The 20,083-nt window shown below is 68.0% G+C and carries 17 protein-coding genes and 1 pseudogene; 6 read left to right on the forward strand and 12 right to left on the reverse strand.

Annotated elements, in window-relative coordinates; all coding sequences use genetic code 11:
- Positions 1-83 precede the first annotated feature (83 nt).
- The 7 genes from E4341_RS11250 to E4341_RS11280 form a co-directional block, all read right to left on the reverse strand.
- On the reverse strand, positions 84-773 hold the full coding sequence (locus E4341_RS11250) for an isoprenylcysteine carboxylmethyltransferase family protein (protein WP_008264189.1): 690 nt from the start codon (positions 771-773) through the stop codon (positions 84-86).
- Positions 770-1,330 (reverse strand): cation transporter, encoded by a 561-nt coding sequence (locus E4341_RS11255; RefSeq protein WP_008261511.1) that lies wholly within the window; start codon positions 1,328-1,330, stop codon positions 770-772. Before E4341_RS11255 ends, E4341_RS11250 begins: the two co-directional genes overlap by 4 nt.
- 38 nt (positions 1,331-1,368) lie before the next feature.
- A complete protein-coding gene (locus E4341_RS11260; RefSeq protein ID WP_165117314.1) occupies positions 1,369-4,590 on the reverse strand; it encodes an efflux RND transporter permease subunit in 3,222 nt (1,073 codons plus the stop codon).
- 11 nt (positions 4,591-4,601) lie between these two features.
- On the reverse strand, positions 4,602-5,810 hold the full coding sequence (locus E4341_RS11265; RefSeq protein ID WP_040349349.1) for an efflux RND transporter periplasmic adaptor subunit: 1,209 nt from the start codon (positions 5,808-5,810) through the stop codon (positions 4,602-4,604).
- A complete protein-coding gene (locus tag E4341_RS11270; RefSeq protein ID WP_040349348.1) occupies positions 5,810-7,063 on the reverse strand; it encodes a TolC family protein in 1,254 nt (417 codons plus the stop codon). Before E4341_RS11270 ends, E4341_RS11265 begins: the two co-directional genes overlap by 1 nt.
- Positions 7,064-7,120: 57 nt before the next feature.
- Positions 7,121-7,423 (reverse strand): hypothetical protein, encoded by a 303-nt coding sequence (locus tag E4341_RS11275; RefSeq protein WP_240893534.1) that lies wholly within the window; start codon positions 7,421-7,423, stop codon positions 7,121-7,123.
- 340 nt (positions 7,424-7,763) lie between these two features.
- Positions 7,764-8,192 (reverse strand): hypothetical protein, encoded by a 429-nt coding sequence (locus tag E4341_RS11280; protein WP_165117316.1) that lies wholly within the window; start codon positions 8,190-8,192, stop codon positions 7,764-7,766.
- Between the two features lie 258 nt (positions 8,193-8,450).
- Between E4341_RS11280 and lspA the strand changes: the two genes are divergently transcribed.
- The 6 genes from lspA to E4341_RS11310 all read left to right on the forward strand — a co-directional run bounded on the left by lspA (position 8,451) and on the right by E4341_RS11310 (position 14,919).
- The gene (gene lspA / locus E4341_RS11285) at positions 8,451-8,975 is read left to right on the forward strand and encodes a signal peptidase II (RefSeq protein ID WP_134581258.1); all 525 of its coding nucleotides are present in this window, start codon (positions 8,451-8,453) and stop codon (positions 8,973-8,975) included.
- A gap of 190 nt (positions 8,976-9,165) precedes the next feature.
- Positions 9,166-9,513, forward strand: a complete 348-nt coding sequence (locus E4341_RS11290) for an MAPEG family protein (RefSeq protein ID WP_165117318.1) — start codon at positions 9,166-9,168, stop codon at positions 9,511-9,513.
- Positions 9,514-9,591: 78 nt separating this feature from the next.
- Positions 9,592-9,996: a helix-turn-helix domain-containing protein gene (locus tag E4341_RS11295; RefSeq protein ID WP_008263014.1), complete on the forward strand. Its 405-nt coding sequence runs from the start codon at positions 9,592-9,594 to the stop codon at positions 9,994-9,996.
- 112 nt (positions 9,997-10,108) lie between these two features.
- Positions 10,109-11,368: a cytochrome P450 gene (locus tag E4341_RS11300; protein ID WP_165117320.1), complete on the forward strand. Its 1,260-nt coding sequence runs from the start codon at positions 10,109-10,111 to the stop codon at positions 11,366-11,368.
- Positions 11,369-11,431: 63 nt separating this feature from the next.
- Positions 11,432-12,844, forward strand: coding sequence for a dihydrolipoyl dehydrogenase (lpdA, locus tag E4341_RS11305; protein ID WP_165117322.1), 1,413 nt, complete (start codon positions 11,432-11,434; stop codon positions 12,842-12,844).
- 137 nt (positions 12,845-12,981) lie between these two features.
- Positions 12,982-14,919, forward strand: coding sequence for a cytochrome c/FTR1 family iron permease (locus E4341_RS11310; RefSeq protein WP_165117324.1), 1,938 nt, complete (start codon positions 12,982-12,984; stop codon positions 14,917-14,919).
- A gap of 114 nt (positions 14,920-15,033) precedes the next feature.
- On the opposite strand, the gene E4341_RS11315 is transcribed toward E4341_RS11310, so the two are convergent.
- From E4341_RS11315 to arsC, 5 genes and pseudogenes are all read right to left on the reverse strand, one after another.
- The gene (locus E4341_RS11315; protein WP_040349344.1) at positions 15,034-17,163 is read right to left on the reverse strand and encodes an NAD(+) synthase; all 2,130 of its coding nucleotides are present in this window, start codon (positions 17,161-17,163) and stop codon (positions 15,034-15,036) included.
- A gap of 242 nt (positions 17,164-17,405) precedes the next feature.
- Positions 17,406-18,161: an arsenical resistance protein ArsH gene (arsH, locus tag E4341_RS11320; RefSeq protein WP_165117333.1), complete on the reverse strand. Its 756-nt coding sequence runs from the start codon at positions 18,159-18,161 to the stop codon at positions 17,406-17,408.
- The gene (locus E4341_RS11325; protein ID WP_165117335.1) at positions 18,161-18,577 is read right to left on the reverse strand and encodes a GNAT family N-acetyltransferase; all 417 of its coding nucleotides are present in this window, start codon (positions 18,575-18,577) and stop codon (positions 18,161-18,163) included. The genes arsH and E4341_RS11325 overlap by 1 nt, the downstream gene beginning before the upstream one ends.
- Entirely contained in the window at positions 18,577-19,662 is a 1,086-nt protein-coding gene (arsB, locus tag E4341_RS11330) for an ACR3 family arsenite efflux transporter (RefSeq protein ID WP_165117337.1), read from the reverse strand. Before arsB ends, E4341_RS11325 begins: the two co-directional genes overlap by 1 nt.
- Positions 19,659-20,083: pseudogene (gene arsC / locus E4341_RS11335) on the reverse strand (arsenate reductase (glutaredoxin)). Before arsC ends, arsB begins: the two are co-directional and overlap by 4 nt.

The following is a 20,083-nucleotide window of genomic DNA, read 5'->3' on the forward strand; positions in this document are numbered from 1 at the left end:
GATAGCGACACGGGCGAAGGCGCGCCGGGCCAGCGGGTTCCAGCGCGATCCGCTCGCAGGTGGTCATCCCGGTTCTCCCGACCTCAGGGCACGGGCACGACGGCATTAAAGCCCCCGAGCCGCTGGAGCTGCTCAATCGCTTCGAAAAGCGGAAGCGCTAGGAGAAAGACGAAGCCGTCGCGCACCGTGCGGACGAAGAATACCGGCCGGATCATGATTTCCGCCTCGTCGCGCCATAGGGAGAGCTTGGGCAGGAACCGAGGGGTGCGCTCACGGTAAGCTTGGTAGTCGTGTCCAAAGGCGTCGGAGAGGAAGCGTTCTTCGCGGCCGACCACGATGCGAAACACCACCCAGCAGGCTAATCCGAAGACCAAACCGACGCTAAGGCTGCCGGACTGGGCGCCGATGCCAAACGCGCCGATGAAGCTGAAGACGTACAGCGGATTGCGGCTGACCGAATACGGTCCTGCGGATATGATCTCCTGTTTCTTGCGGCCACCGATGTAAAGGGAACACCAAGCCCGACCGATGATGCAAACCATGATGGCGATCAGGCCCAGATGCTCGACAGGATGTTCGAGCAAGGGCCAGGATGTGACGAGCGCCGCGCAGACGACAAGAAGCAGGCCCCCGACGAGAATGCCCGCCTTGCGCCATCGTTGAACGGATTGGATATCGACCGCTGATCGACAGGCGTCATCAGGGGGCGAGGAGCCGGACAAAGCGGGGCTTGCGGGCTTGGAGACGCTGTCGGAGGGCTCGAGCGGCATCATTGCCCCTCCCCCTCAGCCGGACGATCCTTAGCCGCATCGCGCAGGATATCCACGCCGCCCTTCAACGCGATGGCGGCCACGAGGACGCCGACGACGAGGTCCGGCCACGCCTGGCCGAGCCAGAGCACCAGGGCCCCGGCGACGAGGATTCCCCCGTTGGAGGCGAAGTCGTTAAAGCTGAACGTCTCGGCAGCCTTCATGTTGACGTCGCCGCTGTGCTGACGGCGGATCAACTGCAGGCAGATCAGGTTGATGATCGCTGCGACGACCGAGAGTCCCATCATGGTCGGGCCGATCGGTTCGGTCCCGATGAGGAATCGACGACCCGCGTCCAGAAGGACGCCAGCGCCGAAGATAAGGAGCATGACGCCCGAGAGGCGCGCCGCCCCCCGCTTCCACGAACCAGGCCGACCGATCGCGAGAAAGCTGATCAGATAGACAGCAGCGTCCGAGGCGTTGTCCACTGCATTGGCCAGCAGAGCGCTGGAATCGGCGGACAAGCCGCCGATCCCGAGCGCTAATGCCAGGCCCGCGTTGAGCGCGAGAACCGTCAGCAACGTGCGTCGCTGCTGACGGTCATCCTGAGTGCGAGCAATCAATCCTCAACCCCCTCGTCCTTGCGATGACGCACCGCCTTGGCCGCGAAGGTCGGCAGGACCAGCAGGGTCAGGGCCGTCGCGGTCAGAAGGCCGCCGATGACGACCGTCGCCAGAGGCTTCTGAACCTCGGCCCCCGCGCCGTGGGCGAGCGCCATCGGGATGAAGCCGACAATGGCGACCAAGGCTGTCGTCAACACCGCACGCAATCGGCTGGACGCCCCTTCGATCGCCGCGTCCCGGGGCGCGAGCCCCGCCTGCAATCGCTCGCGAATGGCCTGCATCAAAACAAGTCCGTTCAGGGTCGCCACACCCGAGACGGCGATGAAGCCAACGGCCGCAGACACCGAGAACGGCATCCCTCGCATGAGAAGCGCCAAGGCGCCGCCGATCAAGGCCAAGGGCACGCAGGCGAAGACCAGCCCAGCCTCGGAGAACGACCCCAGAGCCATAAACAGCAGCACACCGATCAGGACGAAGACGATCGGAATAACCAGGCCCAGCCGTTGTTCGGCCCGTTTGAGGTTCTCGAACTGACCGCCCCAGGTCAGGCGGACGCCCGGCGGGAGCTGGATTTGGTCCACCTTCGCTTGCGCGTCGGTGACGAAGCCGCCCAGATCCCGGCCGCGGACGTTGGCCTGGACCACCATCCGTCGGCTGCCGTCGTTGCGGCTGATCTGGTTCGGCCCCTCGGCGCTCTGGATGCGAGCCACCGAGGACAGAGGCACGGTCACGCCCGTCGCAGAGACGATGGGCAGGGCCGCGAGCGCCGCCGGATCGTTGCGTGCATCGTCCGGTAGGCGGACGACGACGTCGAAGCGACGATCGCCCTCGAAGATCCGGCCGGCCTCCGCGCCGCCGATGGCGGCCGAGACCGCTTCGGAGACGTCGGCTGCGGACAGGCCGTAGCTGGCCGCCGCGAACCGATCGACGCTGACCGTCAGGGTGGGCAAGCCGGACGCCTGTTCGACGCGAACGTCGGCGGAGCCCGTGGTCTGGCGCAGCGCGCCGGCCACCTGATCCGCGACCCGCTGCATGGTGTCGAAGTCGTCGCCATAGACCATGACCGCGAGGTCGGTCCGCACGCCTGAGATCAGTTCGTTGAAGCGAAGTTCGATGGGTTGGCTAAACTCGAAGTTGTTGCCGATCTGCTGATTGGCCAGATCTTCGAAGCGCTCGAGAAGGGCTTCCTTCTCGAGACCGGAATCAGGCCAGTCCTTGCGGTCTTTCAGAACGATGACGCTGTCCGAAATGTTGGGCGGCATCGGGTCGACGGCCGCCTCGGCGGTGCCGGTCCTGGAGAACATGGTCTCGACTTCCGGCTGGGCGGTGATGACCCGTTCCAACGCCATCTGCATGGCGAGGGACTGTTCCAGCGACGCCGAGGGAACCCGCAGCGCCTGCATGGCGATGTCGCCTTCGTCCAGGGTGGGGATGAACTCCCTCCCCAGGGACGAGAAAGCCAGACCACCGACAACGACCGCGCCGAGCGCCGAGATCAAAACGATCTTCGGACGATCGACGGCGGCGCGGATGGCCGGCTGGATCCAACGCCGCGCGTGGCGGAGCAGGAAGGTTTCGTGTTCGTGGGCCTGGCCGTGTTCGTCGGTCTCGACCTTCTTGGGATCCCGCACCAGCAGGGCCGTCATCGCCGGCACGAAGGTGAAGGAGAAGATGAAGGCGCCGACGAGCGCCAGCATGACCGTCGCGCCCATGGGGACGAACGTCTTGCCCTCGACGCCCTCAAGCATCAGCAGGGGAGTGAAGACGAGCAGGATAATCAGCTGACCGAAGGCGGCCGGCTTGACCATCTTGCGAGCTGCGGCCACGGCGACATCAAGGCGTTCCCGACGGGTCAGGGCCCGTCCCAGATCGATCCGCCGTTGCGATAGCATCAGGAGGGTGCTTTCCACGACGATGACCGCGCCATCGACCAGAAGGCCGAAGTCCAGCGCGCCCAGGCTCATCAGGTTTCCACTGATGCCGAACCGGTTCATGCCGATGACGGCGAACAGGAAGCTGATCGGGATCATCAGCGCTGTGATGCTGGCCGCACGAATGTTGCCGAGCAGCAGGAACAGAACGACGATGACCAAAAGCGCGCCCTCGGTGAGGTTGCGCGCCACCGTCGAAATTGTCGAGTTGACCAGGGCGCTACGGTCGAGAACCGTTACCGCCTCGATCCCCGCGGGCAGCGTCTTGCGAACTTCCTCAAGACGCTCCCCGGCCGCCTGGGCCACGGTGCGGCTGTTGCCGCCCGCGATCATCAGCGCCGTACCGAGCACGGCCTCGTGGCCGTCACGGCTGGCGCCGCCCAGGCGCGGAGCCTGGCCGATCTCGACCGTGGCGACATCGGCGACCCGCACGATCAGGCCGTTCCGGTTGACGACCGGCGCCTGAGCCAGGTCCTCCACGGTTGAGGCCAGGGCGTCGGTGCGGACCGTCAGAGCTTCGCCAGCGCGTTGGATATAGCCCGCGCCGGCCTGGGTGTTGGCGCGATCAAGAGCCTGGATAAGGTCGCCCATGCCCAGGCCGTAGGCGGAAAGGCGCGCCGCGTCCGGACGGACCGCATACTCCTTCACATAGCCGCCGACGGTGTCGACGCCCGCGAGACCGGGGGCGGTCCGCATTTGCGGCGCGACGATCCAGTCCTGTACGGTACGCAGATAGGTGGCGCGCTGCTGCGGGGTCGAGAGCAGATCGCCTTCGGGCGTCAGATAGGCTCCGCCGGCCTGCCAGCCCGGCTCGCCAGGCTTGGCGAGGTTCTGACTGTTGAACGGCTTGTAGTCGATCGTCCACATCAGCACTTCACCGAGGCCCGTGGTGATCGGGGCCATGGTCGGCTCCACCCCGTCAGGCATGGCCTCCCGGGCGCCCGCGAGCCGTTCGGCGACCTGCTGGCGCGCGAAATAGATGTCGGTCTGGTCGGTAAAGATGACCGTGACCTGGCTGAAGCCGTTTCGGCTGAGGGATCGGGTCGTGGTCAGGCCGGGAATGCCGGCCATGGCGGTTTCAATCGGGTAGGTGACCTGTCGTTCGATCTGTTCAGGCGCGAGCGCCGGAGCGACCGTGGTCACCTGGACCTGGCGATTGGTGATATCCGGCACGGCGTCGATGGGAAGCCGTGTCAGCTCGAGGAGTCCGTAGGCCGCGACAAGCGCCGTGGCGAGAACCACGAACCATCGGAATTTGACCGAGAGTTCGATGATGAATTTGAACATGCGGTGCGCCCCTAGTGACCGTGCTCGGCCTCGCCCTTGGCGAGCTCGGCTTTGAGGAGGAAGGCGTTCGTGCCGGCGACCCGTTCAGCCCCGGTGAGGCCACGCAGGATTTCAGTCCGCCCCCCGGCCTGACGACCGGCGAGCACCGGACGGGCCTGGAAGCCGTTCGGGACCTGAACGAAGACGACGGTGTTGCCGTCGACGGTCTGGACGGACTCGGTCGGCACGGTGAGACCGCCCGTCGTCTCGCCCGTCACGATCGCCCCCGTGACGGCGGAACCGGCCGGCGGGAGGACAGAGCCCGTCGGCCGGGCCCGAATGACCGTGGCGCCGCTTTCGCCGCCCGCGCCTGCGGCCACGCCGGTGACGATGGCGTCGAAGTCGCCGCTGGGGCTGCTGACCCGCAGAGGCGCCCCGGCCCTTACATTGGCGGCCAAAGCAGGCGGCGCGTTGAAGACGAGCTCAACCCTGGCCGGGTTGGTGACCTCGGCGACAACGCCGCCAGGGGCGACGAAACCGCCCGGTCCGACCTGGACGCTGGTCACGACTCCGGTGATGGGGCTGGTGACGCTGAGGCGGCCCGAAGCGTTGGGCGAGCCCGCCGCGCTGGACCGCGCGCGAGCCGCGCGGGCGCCGGCTTCGGCGCTGAGCAGTTGCGCGCGGGACGCCTCGACCTCCTGTCGGGCGACAACGCCCTGGTCCGCCAGATTGCGGTTGCGTTGATAAGCCTGGCGCGCCACTTCAGTTTCGGCGGCCGCCGCGTCTGCGTCCGCGCGGAACGTCGCCGCTTCACCGCTGACGACGCTCGCCAGGGGCTGACCGATCCGGACCGACTGGCCCGGAGCTACGAGAACCCGCTCGACCCGCCCGCCGACGGACGCCGCCACAGCGGCGCGCGCGTCGACCATGGGCTCGACCCGCCCGGAGAGCCGGGTTTCGGCGCCCCCTCCCCGACCGACGCCGACCACGATCAGGTTGGCGGCCTGGGCCTGGGCCGCGCTCAGAGCGACGAAGCCTTCCGGCGCTTCGGCCTCGCCTTCGTGGCCGGCTTCGCCCTCGGCATGGGCGCCCTCTTCTTCAGCGTGACCCGCCTCACCCTCGGCGGCGGCTGGAGCGGCGTCCGGCCCGCGCGTGAGCAGGAACAGCCCGCCTCCGCCAAGCAGAACGACGGCGGCGGCGCCGCCGATCAGCAACGTCTTGTTGGATGTGCGCTTGCGCATCATTGGGCTCCTTGGAAGGGGGCGCGGCCGTCCTGGCGCGCAAGTTCAATCTCGGCCTGGACGCGTGCAAGGCGCGCATCGACGGCCGAAGTTCGGGCAGAGATCAGGGCTGCACGGGTGACCCGCAGCTCGAGTTGGGAGATGCGCCCCGCTTCGGATCCGATCCGCGACAGACGGTAGGCCTCCTCGGCAGACGCCACCCCTGCATCGGCGGCGGAGACCCGGCTCACAGAGGCCGCGAGGCGCGCCCGCGCCGCGGCGCGATCGGCCTGGGCCTCCTGGCGGGCGCCCAGGAGCCGCGCATCCGCAGCCCGGAAGTCGGCCTGCGCCGCGTCGATGTTCCCGCGGTTGCGGTCGAACAGGGGCAGCGGCATGCTGACGCCGAAAGTCAGCGCCGTCGCGTCCTCCATCTCGTAGCGACGGACACCGACGCTGGCGTTGATGTCAGGACGCGAGCGGATCCGCTCGACGTCGATCCGGCGTTCGGCGGCCGCGCGCTGAGCCTCGGCGACGCGAACGGCCGGCGCCTCCGCCGGGGGAGCGAAGGTCGCGGCAGGTGCGAGGTCCAGCAGGCTGGTGTCGATCGTCGTGACCGGAGCCGCCAACATGGCGACTGCGGTCAGCCGCGCGAAGGCCGCGTCGCGCTCCGCGACGGCCTCATCGCGAGAGGCACGCGCCGCAGCCGCTTCGCTTTCCCCCTGGATGCCGCGCAGCAGCGGCTCACGGCCTTCCTCGACAAGAACAAGGGCGGCCCTCGCATCGGCGATGGTCAGGGTGAGGCTTTCCTCCGCGAGAGCAGCCCGCCTTTGGGCGGCTTCCGCATCGGCATAGACCTGAGCGAGCCTTCCGGCGGCGTCGATGATGGCGAGATCCCGCTGCAGCGCCGCGGTTCCGGCTTCCGCGCGGGCGACATTGACCCGCGCGGTCCGACGTCCCCACAGCTCGAGGTCCTGGCTGATCGACAAGGTGGTTTCGGCATTGGCGTAGCCCGAGAAGGGCCCCGTGCCGAAAGCGTTCTCGGCGTCGAGAGCGATCGTCGGATTAGGCCTCGCACGGGCCTGGCGGACACGTGCTTCGGCGGCGTCCGACAGGGCGCCGGCTTCAAGGGTGGCCGGGGTTTGACCCAGCTGGGCGAGCAGCTCGGCGAAGGACGGCGCGGGGTCAGCCCAAGCGGGACTGGCCAGCACGGCCGCGAATGCGGCCAACGCGCAGCCGACCGCGAAACGCGGCGGCCTGCGATATGAGGGAGGCATGATTCATCTTCCAGAAATTTGACACGAGATCGCGCGCACGAAGGCGCAGACGTCGCGTCAGACTCTGGGAGGGCGCTTCAGGCCGTCGGGCGAGATCGACGACGGAAAATCACTCGACGGGAAGGCGTGAACAGGCCGCGCGTGGATCTGCATCGCGATGTGGTCGGCGACATCCGCACGGGCAGTTCCGTTGTGGTGGCAGTGGCCGTGGGTGCAGACTCCGTGCCCAGCGCCAAGGTCGACCTGGTCGCCATCGCCCGCATCTTCAACGACCATGGCGTGAGCCGATGCCGTCTCCGGGACGCAGGTCGCGGCGTCAGCGATCGGGGCGACGAAAAACACGGCGGCGACCAAGGTCACCGCCAGTATCAGTCTTGCCCATGTCGCAATTGGCCACGCCATCGCATGGTGGATACTTTCATTCGGGCGATCAAGCAATCTGTTACAGTGTTCGGGGGCTGCGACTGTTTCGAGTGACCACCAATCCGCGGTGAGGGAGAGGGAAAGTCGACATGCAAGGCCGAGAGTGGCGCATCGTCGGCCATCTCGACCTATTCAGCAACGTCGAGCGATCTTTAAGCGAGCGCACGCTGATCGCGTCCGATTCTTTCGCTGCGTCTGCAGGTGGATCGAGATTGCAGAATGCGCAATCTTCACCTGAGTAGCGCTGCCGCTATCAGGTCGGGCCATCGTGAACCGGTCAGCCAGACCGCTCCGCCGGTCGCCGCGACGCCAGGCTCTGGATAAAGTCGTTGCGCGCGCATAGCCAGAGCGAGCGGACGTTGGAGTCGCCTGCGCAGTGGCGGACCAGCAGTAAGCCGGCCAGGGCGTTGGCGAAGAAGCCCAGAGCGCCCAGTCCCGTGATGCCACAGGACGGCGCCCCGGAGGTGGCTCGCGAGATCGCGTAGCTGAGGAATAACAGCACCAACGCAACGAGGCTGGCGCCTTGGCCATTGGCCGCCCCGGACTGCACGGCGACCGAACGTCCGATCACGGCCAGGCTGATGCCGTAGGTGGCGCGTCGGCCAGGAAGTCGAGCACATTGGCGCCCAGGGGGCGCCGAGCCTTGCAGGGAGGCGCCGCTGGCTATGGCCATAAAGGCGGCGCCGTTGACGGCGATCACCGCCATCAGGATGCGCCGGTAGGCGGGGTGGCGCCGTCGAACCTGGAGGCCACGCCGCAACTGCAGCCGGGCGAGGAAGTGCACAGGACGAGAGGGGGTTCAGTCATCGGATTACCCTTTCGCGAGAAGCATGCATCTCCCATTGGCTAGACGATCATGCCGAGAATGCATGGCTTCCATGAAAGAAACGCCCGTCAGATAAAACCCGCTTGATCCTCTAGTAACTAGAGGGCCCAAAATCAGTTGAAATCCATTGGAGGCTTCATGATCACCATGCACCCGACGCGACGCGTTCCCGGCCGCCTGCAGACGATCGCCTTCACGCTCGCGGCGCTGATCGCCGTCGTGGATCAGGCCGCCAAGGCCGCGGCGCGCGCTCAGCTGGACGCTCCGATCGACCTCACGCCGTTTCTCTCGCTGCGTCTCGGGTTCAACCCCGGCGTCACCTTCGGCCTGTTCGCCGGCTCAGGCGCCGTCGGCCGCTGGGCGCTGAGCGCCGTGGCCTTCCTGATCATCGGCGCCCTGCTGGCGTGGATCTGGCGCACGCGCAGCGCCGTGACGGCGGCCGCCGCAGGCCTCATCGCCGGTGGAGCGATCGGGAACCTCGTCGACCGGCTACGCTTTGGCGCGGTCACCGATTTTATCGATCTTCATTGGGGGGCGGCGCACTGGCCGACCTTCAACCTCGCCGATGCGGCCATTGTCTGCGGCGTCGCGCTGCTCCTCCTCACCGTCCGGGGCTCGGACAGCCGCGCGGCGTCCTCGACCCTGGGACGGGCGGCGCGATGAGGCTTCCCGCCGAACAGAGGGCGATCGCCGTCCGCTCGGCGCCGGCGATTCTCATCACCGCCTCAGCGGCGGCCTCCGCCTGGCTGCGGCTTTCCCCGCCCCTTCTCGGCGCGGCGCGCGACATGGCGACGGCCGATAGGCTGGCCTATGCCCTGCAGGCGAATCTCCCGGTCTTCCTGTGGCTCGCGGGGTGTTTGAGGGTGGTGGCCAGCATCCGTTTCCGGTCCGACGCCGACCGGCCGGGTCCGCCGATGCGGCGCCCGGCGCCAGGCTCGCCGTACCCGCCGCCGTGCTACAGAACTCGCTTGAACAGACCGTTCTGGCGGTGAGCGCCCACCTGGTGCTCGCCACCTTGCTGCGCGGCGAGGAGATGATCCTGCTGCTGGTGTTGGTCCCTCCTTATCTGGTCGGTCGGGGTTTCTTCGCCCTGGGTTACGCGCAGGGCGCGGCGGTCCCGGCCTTCGGCATGGCGCTCACCGGCGCCTCCACGATCGCCGCCTTCGGCATCGCCGTCGTCCTGATGGGGCTGGGCCGATGATCCCTCCCCGCCCCAGATGCCTTTCACCCGCCGTTACGAGCTGACGCGATGCCCCTCCCCTCTCCCGCCTCGTCCGGGTTGCGCCCCATCGGCAAACTGGCCGCCGCCACGGGCGTCAAGGTTCCGACCATCCGCTTCTATGAAGAAATCGGCTTGCTTCCGCCGCCGCCGCGCACCGCCAGCGACCGGCGCATGTATGACGACGCGGCTGAGCGCCGCCTGTCATTCATCCGGCATGCCCGCCAGCTGGGCTTCGATCTGGATTCGATCCGCTCCTTGCTTGATCTGTCGGATCACCCCGATCGGCCCTGCGCCGAGGCCAGCACCCTGGCCGAACGTCATCTCGCCGATGTGAAACAGAAGATCGCCCGGCTCCGCGCCCTCCAGCGCGAACTGTCGCGGATGACGACGGAATGCGCCGGGGGCCGGGTCTCCGCCTGCAAGGTGATCGAGGCGTTGCACGATCCATCCGCGCCACTTTGACCCTGTGGAAGATCCGGAAGGCGCAAAGACCCCGGAGCCATTAGCCCACCGCGACGTTTGGAGGCGATTGGCGGCTCCCGTCGCGGACCGCCCGTCCTTGTGGAGGATTTCGATGACGCATCGGCCGACCTCGCGACACGGCGACCAGACCCTGGCCCTGCTGACAGACCCTTATCGGCGCCTTTCCCACCTGTTCGAGCAGGCCGGCGCCGACGTCGTCGAGACCCGCCTGGCGCTGAAGGAGACGACCTGTCTGAGAGGCCGCGAGGCGGCGCGGATCTTCTATGACGAGACCCGCATCGTGCGGGCGGGCGCCATGCCGGCGCCGGTCCGCCGCACGCTGCTCGGCGAGGGCGGCGTCCAGGGGCTGGACGGCGAGGCCCACCGCGCTCGCAAGGGCGTGTTCATGTCCCTGATGTCGCCAGCCCGTGTCGCGCGGCTGGGCGAACTGTTCGAAGCGGAGTGGCGGCGCGCGACCGTCGAATGGGCCGGCGAGGAGGACATCGTGCTCTATGACGCCCTGCAGCCGGTGCTGACGCGGGCCGTCTGCGGCTGGGCCGGCGTGCCGCTTGAGCCGCACGACGAAGCGAAGCGGGTCCGTCACCTGAGGGCGCTGTTCGACGCGGCGGGATCGCGGGGCCCCCGGCATCTGTGGTCGAGGCACGCGCGTCGCCGCGTCGACGCCTGGCTGGGCTCGATCATTGAAGACATTCGCGCCGGCCGTCTGTCGCCGGATCCGGACACGGCCGCCCACGCCTGGGCCTGGACCCGCGCCGAGGACGGCGAACCGTTGCCGATCCACACGGCGGCGGTCGAACTGGCCAATGTATTGCGGCCGACTGTCGCGACCTCGGTCTACATCGTGTTTGTGGCGCACGCGATGCAGGCTCACCCGGATGCGGCCCGTCTGGCCGTCGCCGACCCCGGACGTCGCCGCGCCTTCGTCCAGGAAGTCCGACGCTTCTATCCGTTCTTCCCGGCAGTGATCGGGCGTGTGCGCGCGCCGTTTCGCTGGCGCGACCTGGTCTTCCCGGAGGGCCGTCAGGTGGTCCTCGACCTCTATGGCTCCAATCACGATCCCGCACACTGGACTGATCCCGAGGCGTTCCGGCCGGAGCGGTTCAGCGACGGCTCCGGAGATCCGTTCGGTCTCATCCCCCAGGGCGGTGGGGATGCGGCGACCGGTCACCGTTGCCCTGGCGAAGGGATCGTCCTGGAGCTGATGGAGCGCGCCGTCGGCCTGCTCGCCGACCTGAACTACCGGCTGCCGGATCAGGATCTGGAGATCGACTTCCGCCGCCTGCCGGCCCTCCCCGGAAGCGGGTTCCGAATGGAGACGCGCGACGCGGCCCTCAATGAGGGGGGCGCCTGATGCCGGTTCCTCGGGCTGGCCGGGGCCCTTCTCTCCCATCCACTCGCAGCAAAGGCTGACGCCATGAGCCGTTCGACGACCTCCTACGACCTGGTGATCATCGGCGGCGGGCCGGGCGGATACCCGTGTGCTATCCGGGCGAGCCAACTCGGCCTGTCGGTGGCGGTCATCGACGACCGCGAACTGCTCGGGGGGACCTGCCTGAACATCGGCTGCATTCCGTCCAAGGCGCTGCTCCAGGCCACCGAGCGGCTGGAGATGGCGCGCAATCTCGAAGCGTTCGGCGTCATGGTCGACAATGTGCGGGCCGATCTTGACGGTGTCATGCGGCACAAGGGCAAGGTGGTGACCGAGCTTGGCGAAGGGGTCGCCTACCTCCTGCGCAAGCACAAGGTCGCCCGCTTCCAGGGCCGCGGCCGGCTGCTGGCGCGCGACCGGGTGGAGGTGCGCGCCGCGGACGGCGCTTTCGAGGTGCAGGCCCGCAAGGCGGTGGTCATCGCCAGCGGATCGGAAGCGGCGACCTTGCCCGACCTGCCCATCGACGAGCGGCGGATCGTCACCTCCGCCGGCGCCCTGAGCCTGACGGCGGCGCCGCGCCATCTAGCGGTGATCGGCGGCGGCTACGTCGGACTGGAGCTGGGGTCGGTCTGGCGTCGGCTCGGCAGCGAGGTCACGGTCATCGAAGTGCTCGACCGGATCGCCTCCGGCGTCGACTCGGAGATGTCGGCGACGCTGCACAAGGTGCTCGAGGCCCAGGGCTTCCAGTTCTGCCTTGGGCACAAGGTGGTCGGATCGCGGATGGAGGGCGACGACGTCGTCCTCGACGTCGAGCCCATGGGCGATGGCGCGCGAGGAACCATCAAGGCCGATGTCGTGCTGGTCTCCATCGGCCGACGGCCCGCCACCGCCGGGCTCGATCTGGAAACGGTCGGCATTGCGCCCGACCGCAGGGGCTTTATTCCGGTGGACGAAGGGTTCCGGACCAGCGCCGACGGGGTTTACGCCATCGGCGACGTCATCGGCGGCGCCATGCTGGCCCACAAGGCGGAGGAGGAAGGGATCGCCCTGGCCGAACGCCTGGCGGGGGGCGCGGGCCATGTGGACTACGGAACGATTCCGGCGGTCGTCTATACCTGGCCGGAACTGGCTTCGGTCGGCCGCACGGAGGACGACCTCAAGGCGGCCGGCGTGGCCTACCGTGTGGGGCGCTTCCCCTTCTCCGCCAACGCCATGGCCAAGGCGCGTCTGGAGAAGAACGGTCTGGTCAAGGTTCTGGCCGACGCCGCGACGGACAAGATCCTCGGCGTGCACATCCTGGGCCCCGAAGCCGGCGGGTTGATCCATGAAGCGGTCGCCGCCATGCAGTTCGGCGCGGCAGCCGAGGATCTGGCGCGGACAAGCCACGCCCATCCGACCCTGCCGGAAGCCCTGCGCGAAGCCTGCCTGGCGGTAGCCGAGCGCACGATCCACCTCTGACGGCCGCGCGTTACGAGGTCTGACCCGCCGGAAGCCGCGATCGCGGCCGCCTCTGCGGGCCCGGGCGCGTCCGCGGTTTAGACGCGACAGCGGCGTCGCTTGAATGCTATTGCGAGCCGCTCACAACTAGGTCTCCCATGCGTCCTCTGCTCCGTCTGCTCACCCTGCTGTTCGCCCTAGGGCTGGCCGCCCCGGCCCTCGCCCAGGCGCCGTCCGCCTCGGAGGCCCAGGTCGCCTGGCGGCTGCTGGATTATGTGGCGGTCGACTACGCCGGCGCAGTGGCCGACGGCGAGGTCGTCAACCCGGCCGAATACGGCGAGATGATCGAGTTCAGCACCCAGATCCGGACGCGTCTGGACGCCCTGCCGGCCAACCCGGCCAAGGCCGCCCTGATGCGCGACGCCGAGGGCCTGCAGGCGGCCATCCGGGACAAGGCGGATCCGGCCGTCGTCGGCGCCCGGGCCAAGGCCCTGGCCGGCGCGGTGCTGGCGGCCTATCCGAGCCCGCTTGCGCCTTCGTTCCCGCCCGACCTGGCCCGCGGCGCCGCCCTCTACGCCGAGCAGTGCGCGGTCTGCCACGGCGTGACCGGGCGCGCCGACGGCCCCGGCGCCGAAGGGCTCGATCCGCCGGCGATCGCCTTCGCCGACGTGGAGCGCGCGCGCCAGCGCAGCGTCTTCGGGCTCTACCAGGTGATCGACCAGGGGCTGGAGGGCACGGCGATGGCCAGCTTCTCGCACCTGCCGGCCGAGGACCGCTCGGCGCTGGCCTTCTATGTCGGCCGCTTCGCCTTCACCGACGCCGAAGCCGCCGAGGGCAAGCGCCTGTGGGACGGCGATCCGGCGGTCCGCGCGGCCTTCCCCGACCTGGCCGCCCTCACCCAGACCACGCCGGCCGAGCTGGCCACCCGCCTCGGCGAACCCCGGGCGCGAGCCCTGACCGCCTATCTGCGACGTCATCCCGAGGCGGCGGCGCGCCCGGCCGGATCGACGCTGACCCTGGCGCGGACGCGCCTGGCGGAGAGCGAGGCCGCCTATCGACGGGGCGATCGCAAGGCCGCCACCGACGCGGCGCTGTCCGCCTACCTCGACGGCGTCGAGCCGATCGAGCCGGCCCTCGGCGCCCGGGACGGCGCCCTGCTGCGCCGGGTCGAGACCGCCATGACCGAGCTGCGCGTCTCGATCAGCCGGGGTGCGCCCGCCGAGGAGGTCGCCGGTCGGGTCGCGCGTGCGAACGCCCTGCTGGACACGGCCGAGCGGGCCCTCGCGCCCCAGGAGGCGGACAATCTCGCCAGCTTCCTCGGCGCCTTCACCATCCTGCTGCGCGAAGGCCTAGAGGCCCTGCTCATCGTGGTGGCGATGATCGCCTTCCTCAGGAAGGCCGAACGGCCCGAGGTGCTGCGCTACGTCCACGGCGGCTGGGTCGCCGCGCTGGTCGCCGGCGGGGCTACCTGGGCGGCCGCGACCTTCTTCATCTCCATCAGCGGCGCCAGCCGGGAACTGACCGAAGGGTTCGGTTCGCTTCTGGCCGCCGTCGTGCTCGTCTCGGTGGGCATCTGGATGCACGGTAAGTCGCACGCCGACGCCTGGCAGACCTATATCCGCGACAAGCTCTCCCATGCGCTGTCGAAACGGTCGGCCTGGTTCCTATTCCTGCTGTCCTTCGTGGTGGTCTACCGGGAGGTGTTCGAGACCATCCTGTTCTATGCGGCGATCTGGAGCCAGGGCGGCCACCTCGGCATGCTGGCCGGCGCCCTGACGGCGGTGGTCATCCTGGCCGTGGTTGCCTGGGCCCTGCTGGCCTACAGCAAGCGCCTGCCGATCGGCCGGTTCTTCTCCCTGAGCTCGATCCTTATGGCCATCCTGTCGGTTGTCCTCGTCGGGAAGGGGGTGGCGGCGCTGCAGGAGGCGGGCTGGCTCGACGTCCATCCGCTGGCCTGGATCCCCCGTATCGAGATCCTCGGCCTCTACCCGACGGTCGAAGGCGTCGCCGTTCAGCTGCTGACGATCGCTATCCTCGTGGTCGGCTTCTCCCGGCATGCGGCACCGAAGGGCGCGCGGCCGGCGGACATCGGCTAGGGCCGCCAGCCCTTCAGCGAACTTCCGCCCCGCCGGGGGCCGCATGGGCAGGCGCCGGCTTCCGGTTCTGAAACCGCCCTCCGCCCCCGGAGTCCGCAGGCCGGGGAGACGGTCTTATCGGACGATGGGTTTGCCTCCGGCGGGCAGCACATCGGGCTCTTTCGTTGGAATGTCGTCGCTTGCGGGATCAAGAACCTCCGGCACGTTGCGATGCAGCTCGTCGATCCAGACCTGGCCATGAGCGTCCGAGGGCATGCGCCAGTCGCCCCGCGGCGACAGAGAACCGCCTGTCGTGACCTTGGGTCCGTTCGGCAGGGCCGAGCGCTTGAACTGATTGGCGAAAAAGCGCTGCAGGAACACCTCCAGCCAGCTGCGAATAGACCCGATGGGGTAGGCCCGCTTTTGCTCGTCCGGAAAGCCCGGCGGCCAATTCCCGGCGGCGGCGTCCTGCCAGGCGTGCAAGGCCAGGAAGGCGATCTTGGAGGGCCGCAGCCCGAACCGGGTGAGATAGTAGATCCAGAAGTCGTGGAGCTCGTAGGGGCCGATCTTGCCTTCGGTGCTCTGCGACTCGCCCTCGGCCGTCTGCGGGATGAGCTCCGGCGAAATCGTTGTCGCCAGGATGTCGAGCAGGACGTCGGACACCGCGGGGTCGAACAGGCGGTTCGCCGCTGTCCAACGGACCAGGTGTTGAATGAGGGTTTTCGGGAGGGAGCCGTTGACGTTGTAGTGGCTCATCTGGTCGCCGACGCCGTAGGTGCACCAGCCGAGCGCGAGCTCGGACATGTTGCCGGTGCCGAGCACCATGCCGTTCCGCTGATTGGCGGCCCTGAACAGGAGGTCTGTCCGGAGCCCGGCCTGCACATTCTCGAACGTCGTGTCGTACACAGGTTCGCCCCTCGCGAACGGATGGCGCAAGTCCTGCAGCATCTGCTGGGCGAGCGGCTTGATGTCGATTTCCTCGACGGTCACGCCGAGCCCGTTCATCAAGGCGTAGGCGTTAGACTTGGTCCTCGCGCTCGTGCCGAAGCCGGGCATTGTGAACCCGAGAATGTCCGTGCGTGGACGCCCAAGCAGATCGAAGACCTTGGCCGCGACGATCAAGGCGTGCGCTGAATCCAGGCCTCCGGACACGCCGATGCAGATCTTGGCTGTTCCGGTCGCCTCAAGCCTCTTGGCCAGCCCGCTCACCTGTATGTTGAACGCCTCGTAGCAATCCTGGTCGAGACGGGAGGGATCGTTGGGCACAAAGGGAAAACGGTCGATGCGTCGTTGCAGGCCGAGGTTGCGAACTGGCGGATCAAGATGGAAGGTCACCCGGCGAAAGCGCCGGTCGGGCATCCCGTTGGCGATCGCGGCCTCGTTAAAGGTGCCGGTCCGCATACGTTCCAGCTGCAGCCGTTCCACGTCTATGTCCGCGACGGCCATCTGGGACCCCAGGCTGAAGCGCTCCGTCTCCGCGAGCTGCGCCCCCAGCTCGTAGATGCAGGCCTGTCCGTCCCAGGCCAGGTCGGTCGTCGATTCTCCATAGCCGGCCGCGGAGTAGATGTAGGCCGCCCAACAGCGGCCGGACTGCAGCTCGCAGAGTCTTCGCCGCGTGTCCGCCTTTCCGACAACGATATTGCTTGCGGACAGGTTCGTCAGAATCAGCGCGCCGGCGAGCGCGGCGAAGTCGCTGGGCGGCGCGGGCGCCCAAACATCCTCGCAAATTTCGACATGAAAGATCAGGCCGTCGACATCGTCGGCCTGGAACAGCAGATCCATTCCGAATGGAGCGGTCTCGCCCCCGATCGTAATCTCGCCTTCCACATCCCGCCCGGAGGCGAACCATCGCTTTTCATAGAACTCGCGGTAGTTGGGCAGATGGCCCTTTGGCACCACGCCAAGGACCCGCCCCCGGTGGATAGCCACCGCACAATTATAGAGCCGTCCCTCACGACGGAGGGGCGCGCCGACCAGAACGACCGGATGGAGATCGCGGCTTTCGGCCACGAGGTTCACGAGTTGCCGCTCGACCTCGTCGAGCAACGCCCGCTGCAGCAACAGGTCGTCGATCGAATAGCCCGAGAGGCCCAGCTCCGGGAAAACCATCAGCGCGATCCCTGCCTCGTCTCCCTCACGGGCGAGCCTCAGGGTCTGCTCCAGGTTGAACGCCGGATCCGCGATCCTGCAGACGGGACGGCACGCAGCGACCCTCACGAAGCCTTGCTGGTAAATCGACAGGAAATCGGCTGCGTTGCGAGGCACGTCTGCTCCTATTCCGCTTCGGGCATTACTGTTTTCGGCCGGACGGCCCGCGCCTGGTCCCCCTTGCTTAGCGCGGCAAGGGCCTGGAGGTTCGTTAGGATGAGGACGTCAACCGGAGACTGCCTTTCGCCACTTCTGGCGAGTTACGACCATCGCGATGCTCGGCGGCCGCCGCGGCCATGGGGTCAAGGTCCGTATTAAGGGGGAGGAATGCGAGGCGTGTTCGCGTTGTCGAGGAGAGGTCACGCCTGGCGCGCGATGGCGATCCCCGACAGATCGGAAGCGGCGTCGAGGGGAATCCTGGCCGCCTTGCGCTCGGAATAGCGGTCCACCAGCTGGGCCGCGTGCGGCCGGGTGAGGATGGTGAAACGCACCAATTCCTCCATCACATCAACAATCCGCTCATAGTAGGCCGAGGGCTTCATCCGGCCGGCCTCGTCGAACTCCTGGAAGGCCTTGGCCACGCTGGACTGGTTGGGGATGGTGATCATCCGCATCCAGCGGCCCAGAAGGCGCAGGGTGTTGACGGCGTTGAAGCTCTGCGACCCGCCCGACACCTGCATCACCGCCAGGGTGCGGCCCTGGGTCGGGCGCAGGCCGCCCAGGCTGAGCGGCAGATGGTCGATCTGCAGCTTCATCAGGCCGGAGACCTGGCCATGCCGTTCCGGACTGCACCAGACCATGCCCTCCGACCAGAAGGCGTGTTCGCGCAACTCGCGCACCGCCGGGTGGTCGTCGTCGCCGGGCGCGCCCGGCAGGGGGAGGTCGGAGGGGTCGAAGATGCGGGTCTCGCATCCCATGCGCTGCAGTAGGCGGGCCGCTTCTTCCACGCAGAGCCGCGAATACGACCGCTCGCGCAGCGATCCGTACAAGAGAAGGATCCGCGGCGCCGGGTCGGTCGAGCCCAATCCCCGGGCGGGCTCGGCGGACAGATAGGCCGCGTCCAGGGCCGGCAGGTTATCCGGATCCGGCAGCGAACGCAGACGGGTGAAGGTCATCAGAGGTCCTTGATCAGATAGGCGGCCGACGCCGGGCAGACGTCCGCGAACTCGCGGGTTCGCCGGATCGCGGGCGGTGCAGACGCCCGATCGGCGACGACGAAGCCGTGCCGGGCGAAGAAAAGCTCGGCCGTCGTGGTGAGCAGGTGAAGCCGTTCGCTACGCAGATCGCTCGCCATGGCCTCGACGGCGGTCAGTATGCGGCTCCCGATCCCTTGGGCCTTCAGGTCGGCGAGCACGACCAGGGAGCGCAGCAGCAGGTCGCGCCGCTCCCCTTCCAGCCCGCCGTAGCCGATGACCGCGCCGTAGTGGTCGGCGCTGAAGTATCGCCCGGCGCCCGGCTCAGGCAGGTTCTCGCCACGCAGGGCCGCGATCAGATCGACATCGGTCGAGTCGACCAAATGCAGACTGACCATCAGCCGGCGTCCTTCGGCGGGGCCGTGTCCGGGAACCAGCGTCGGCCCATCCAGAGCGCGACCGACACGAGCAGGATCAACACCGGCACCTCGACAAGGGGGCCGATGACGGCCGCGAAGGCGACCGGCGAGGTCAGGCCGAAGGCCGCGATGGCCACCGCGATGGCCAGTTCGAAATTGTTCGAGGCCGCGGTGAAGGCCAGGGCGGTGGTGCGCGGATAGTCGGCTTCGATCAGCTTGCCCATGAGGAAGCTCACCACGAACATGACGAGGAAGTAGATCGTCAGGGGAATGGCGATGCGCAGGGCGTCCAGCGGCAAAGCCACCACCTCCCCGCCCTTGAGGCTGAACATGACCACGATGGTGAACAGCAGAGCGATCAGGGTGATCGGCCCGATGCGCGGCAGGAAGCGCCGCTCGTACCAGTCGGCGCCGCGGCGAGCGATCAGGCTGCGTCGGGTCAGGAAGCCGGCTAGGAACGGTAGGCCAAGGTAGACGAGCACCGCGCCGGCGATGGTCCAGACGCTGACGTCCACCACGCTGCCCTGCAGGCCGAACAGGGGCGGCAGGACGGTGAGGAAGATCCAGGCATAAAGGTTGAAGAACAGGATCTGGAAGATCGAGTTGAAGGCTACGAGGCCGGCGACATACTGGTTGTCGCCCCGCGCCAGCTGGTTCCAGACCAGGACCATGGCGATACAGCGCGCCAGGCCGATCAGGATGACGCCGGTCATGTATTCCGGCTGATCGCGCAGGAAGATCACCGCCAGCGCGAACATCAGCACCGGGCCCAACACCCAATTCTGGAACAAGGACAGGGCCAGGACCCGCTTGTCGGCGAAGACGCGCGGCAGTTCCTCGTACCGGACCTTGGCCAGCGGCGGGTACATCATCAGGATCAGACCGATGGCGATCGGGATATTGGTCGTGCCGATTGAGAGGCTGTCGACCCAGGTCGGCAGGCCCGGCGCCAGCGTCCCCATAGCCACGCCCAGGCCCATGGCCACGAAGATCCACAGCGTCAGCCAGCGGTCGAGGAAGGACAGGCGACGCGGCGCAGCGTCCTCCACGCGGGTGTCGATCATCGCTTCACCCGCTGGCCGGCGGCGTCGATGACGACCTCGCCGTCCTCCTTGGTGAGGGCTTGAGATCATCGGCGGGCAGGAGGTCCAGAACGGCCTCGGACGGTCGGCACAGGCCGACGCCGAGCGGACTGACGACGATCGGGCGATTGAGCAGGATCGGATGGGCCTCGATCGCATCGAGCAACTGATCGTCCGTCAGGCCCGGGTCCCCTAGGCCCAGTTCGGCGAAGGGCGTGCCCTTCTCGCGCAACAGATTGCGCAGCGGCTTGCCGGCCCGTTCGGCCAGCCAAGCGACCATGGTCCGCGACGGCGGGGTCTTCAGATACTGCACGACATGCGGCTCGATGCCGACGTGGCGGATCAGCTCGAGCGCGTTGCGCGACGTCCCGCAGGCGGGGTTGTGATAGATGACGATGTCCAC

It is taken from the genome of Brevundimonas sp. 'scallop' (genome assembly GCF_011045535.1).
GTDB classification, from domain to species: Bacteria; Pseudomonadota; Alphaproteobacteria; order Caulobacterales; family Caulobacteraceae; genus Brevundimonas; species Brevundimonas vesicularis.

What these genes read in the sequence shown, in the direction of transcription:
- E4341_RS11250 (WP_008264189.1), bottom strand. Translation starts at nt 773, where the DNA reads ATGATGCCGCTCGAGCCCTCCGACAGCGTCTCCAAGCCCGCAAGCCCC.
- E4341_RS11260 (WP_165117314.1), bottom strand. Translation starts at nt 4,590, where the DNA reads ATGTTCAAATTCATCATCGAACTCTCGGTCAAATTCCGATGGTTCGTG.
- E4341_RS11265 (WP_040349349.1), bottom strand. Translation starts at nt 5,810, where the DNA reads ATGCGCAAGCGCACATCCAACAAGACGTTGCTGATCGGCGGCGCCGCC.
- E4341_RS11270 (WP_040349348.1), bottom strand. Translation starts at nt 7,063, where the DNA reads ATGCCTCCCTCATATCGCAGGCCGCCGCGTTTCGCGGTCGGCTGCGCG.
- E4341_RS11280 (WP_165117316.1), bottom strand. Translation starts at nt 8,192, where the DNA reads ATGGCGGTGATCGCCGTCAACGGCGCCGCCTTTATGGCCATAGCCAGC.
- lspA (WP_134581258.1), top strand. Translation starts at nt 8,451, where the DNA reads ATGATCACCATGCACCCGACGCGACGCGTTCCCGGCCGCCTGCAGACG.
- E4341_RS11300 (WP_165117320.1), top strand. Translation starts at nt 10,109, where the DNA reads ATGACGCATCGGCCGACCTCGCGACACGGCGACCAGACCCTGGCCCTG.
- lpdA (WP_165117322.1), top strand. Translation starts at nt 11,432, where the DNA reads ATGAGCCGTTCGACGACCTCCTACGACCTGGTGATCATCGGCGGCGGG.
- E4341_RS11310 (WP_165117324.1), top strand. Translation starts at nt 12,982, where the DNA reads ATGCGTCCTCTGCTCCGTCTGCTCACCCTGCTGTTCGCCCTAGGGCTG.
- arsH (WP_165117333.1), bottom strand. Translation starts at nt 18,161, where the DNA reads ATGACCTTCACCCGTCTGCGTTCGCTGCCGGATCCGGATAACCTGCCG.
- E4341_RS11325 (WP_165117335.1), bottom strand. Translation starts at nt 18,577, where the DNA reads ATGGTCAGTCTGCATTTGGTCGACTCGACCGATGTCGATCTGATCGCG.
- arsB (WP_165117337.1), bottom strand. Translation starts at nt 19,662, where the DNA reads ATGATCGACACCCGCGTGGAGGACGCTGCGCCGCGTCGCCTGTCCTTC.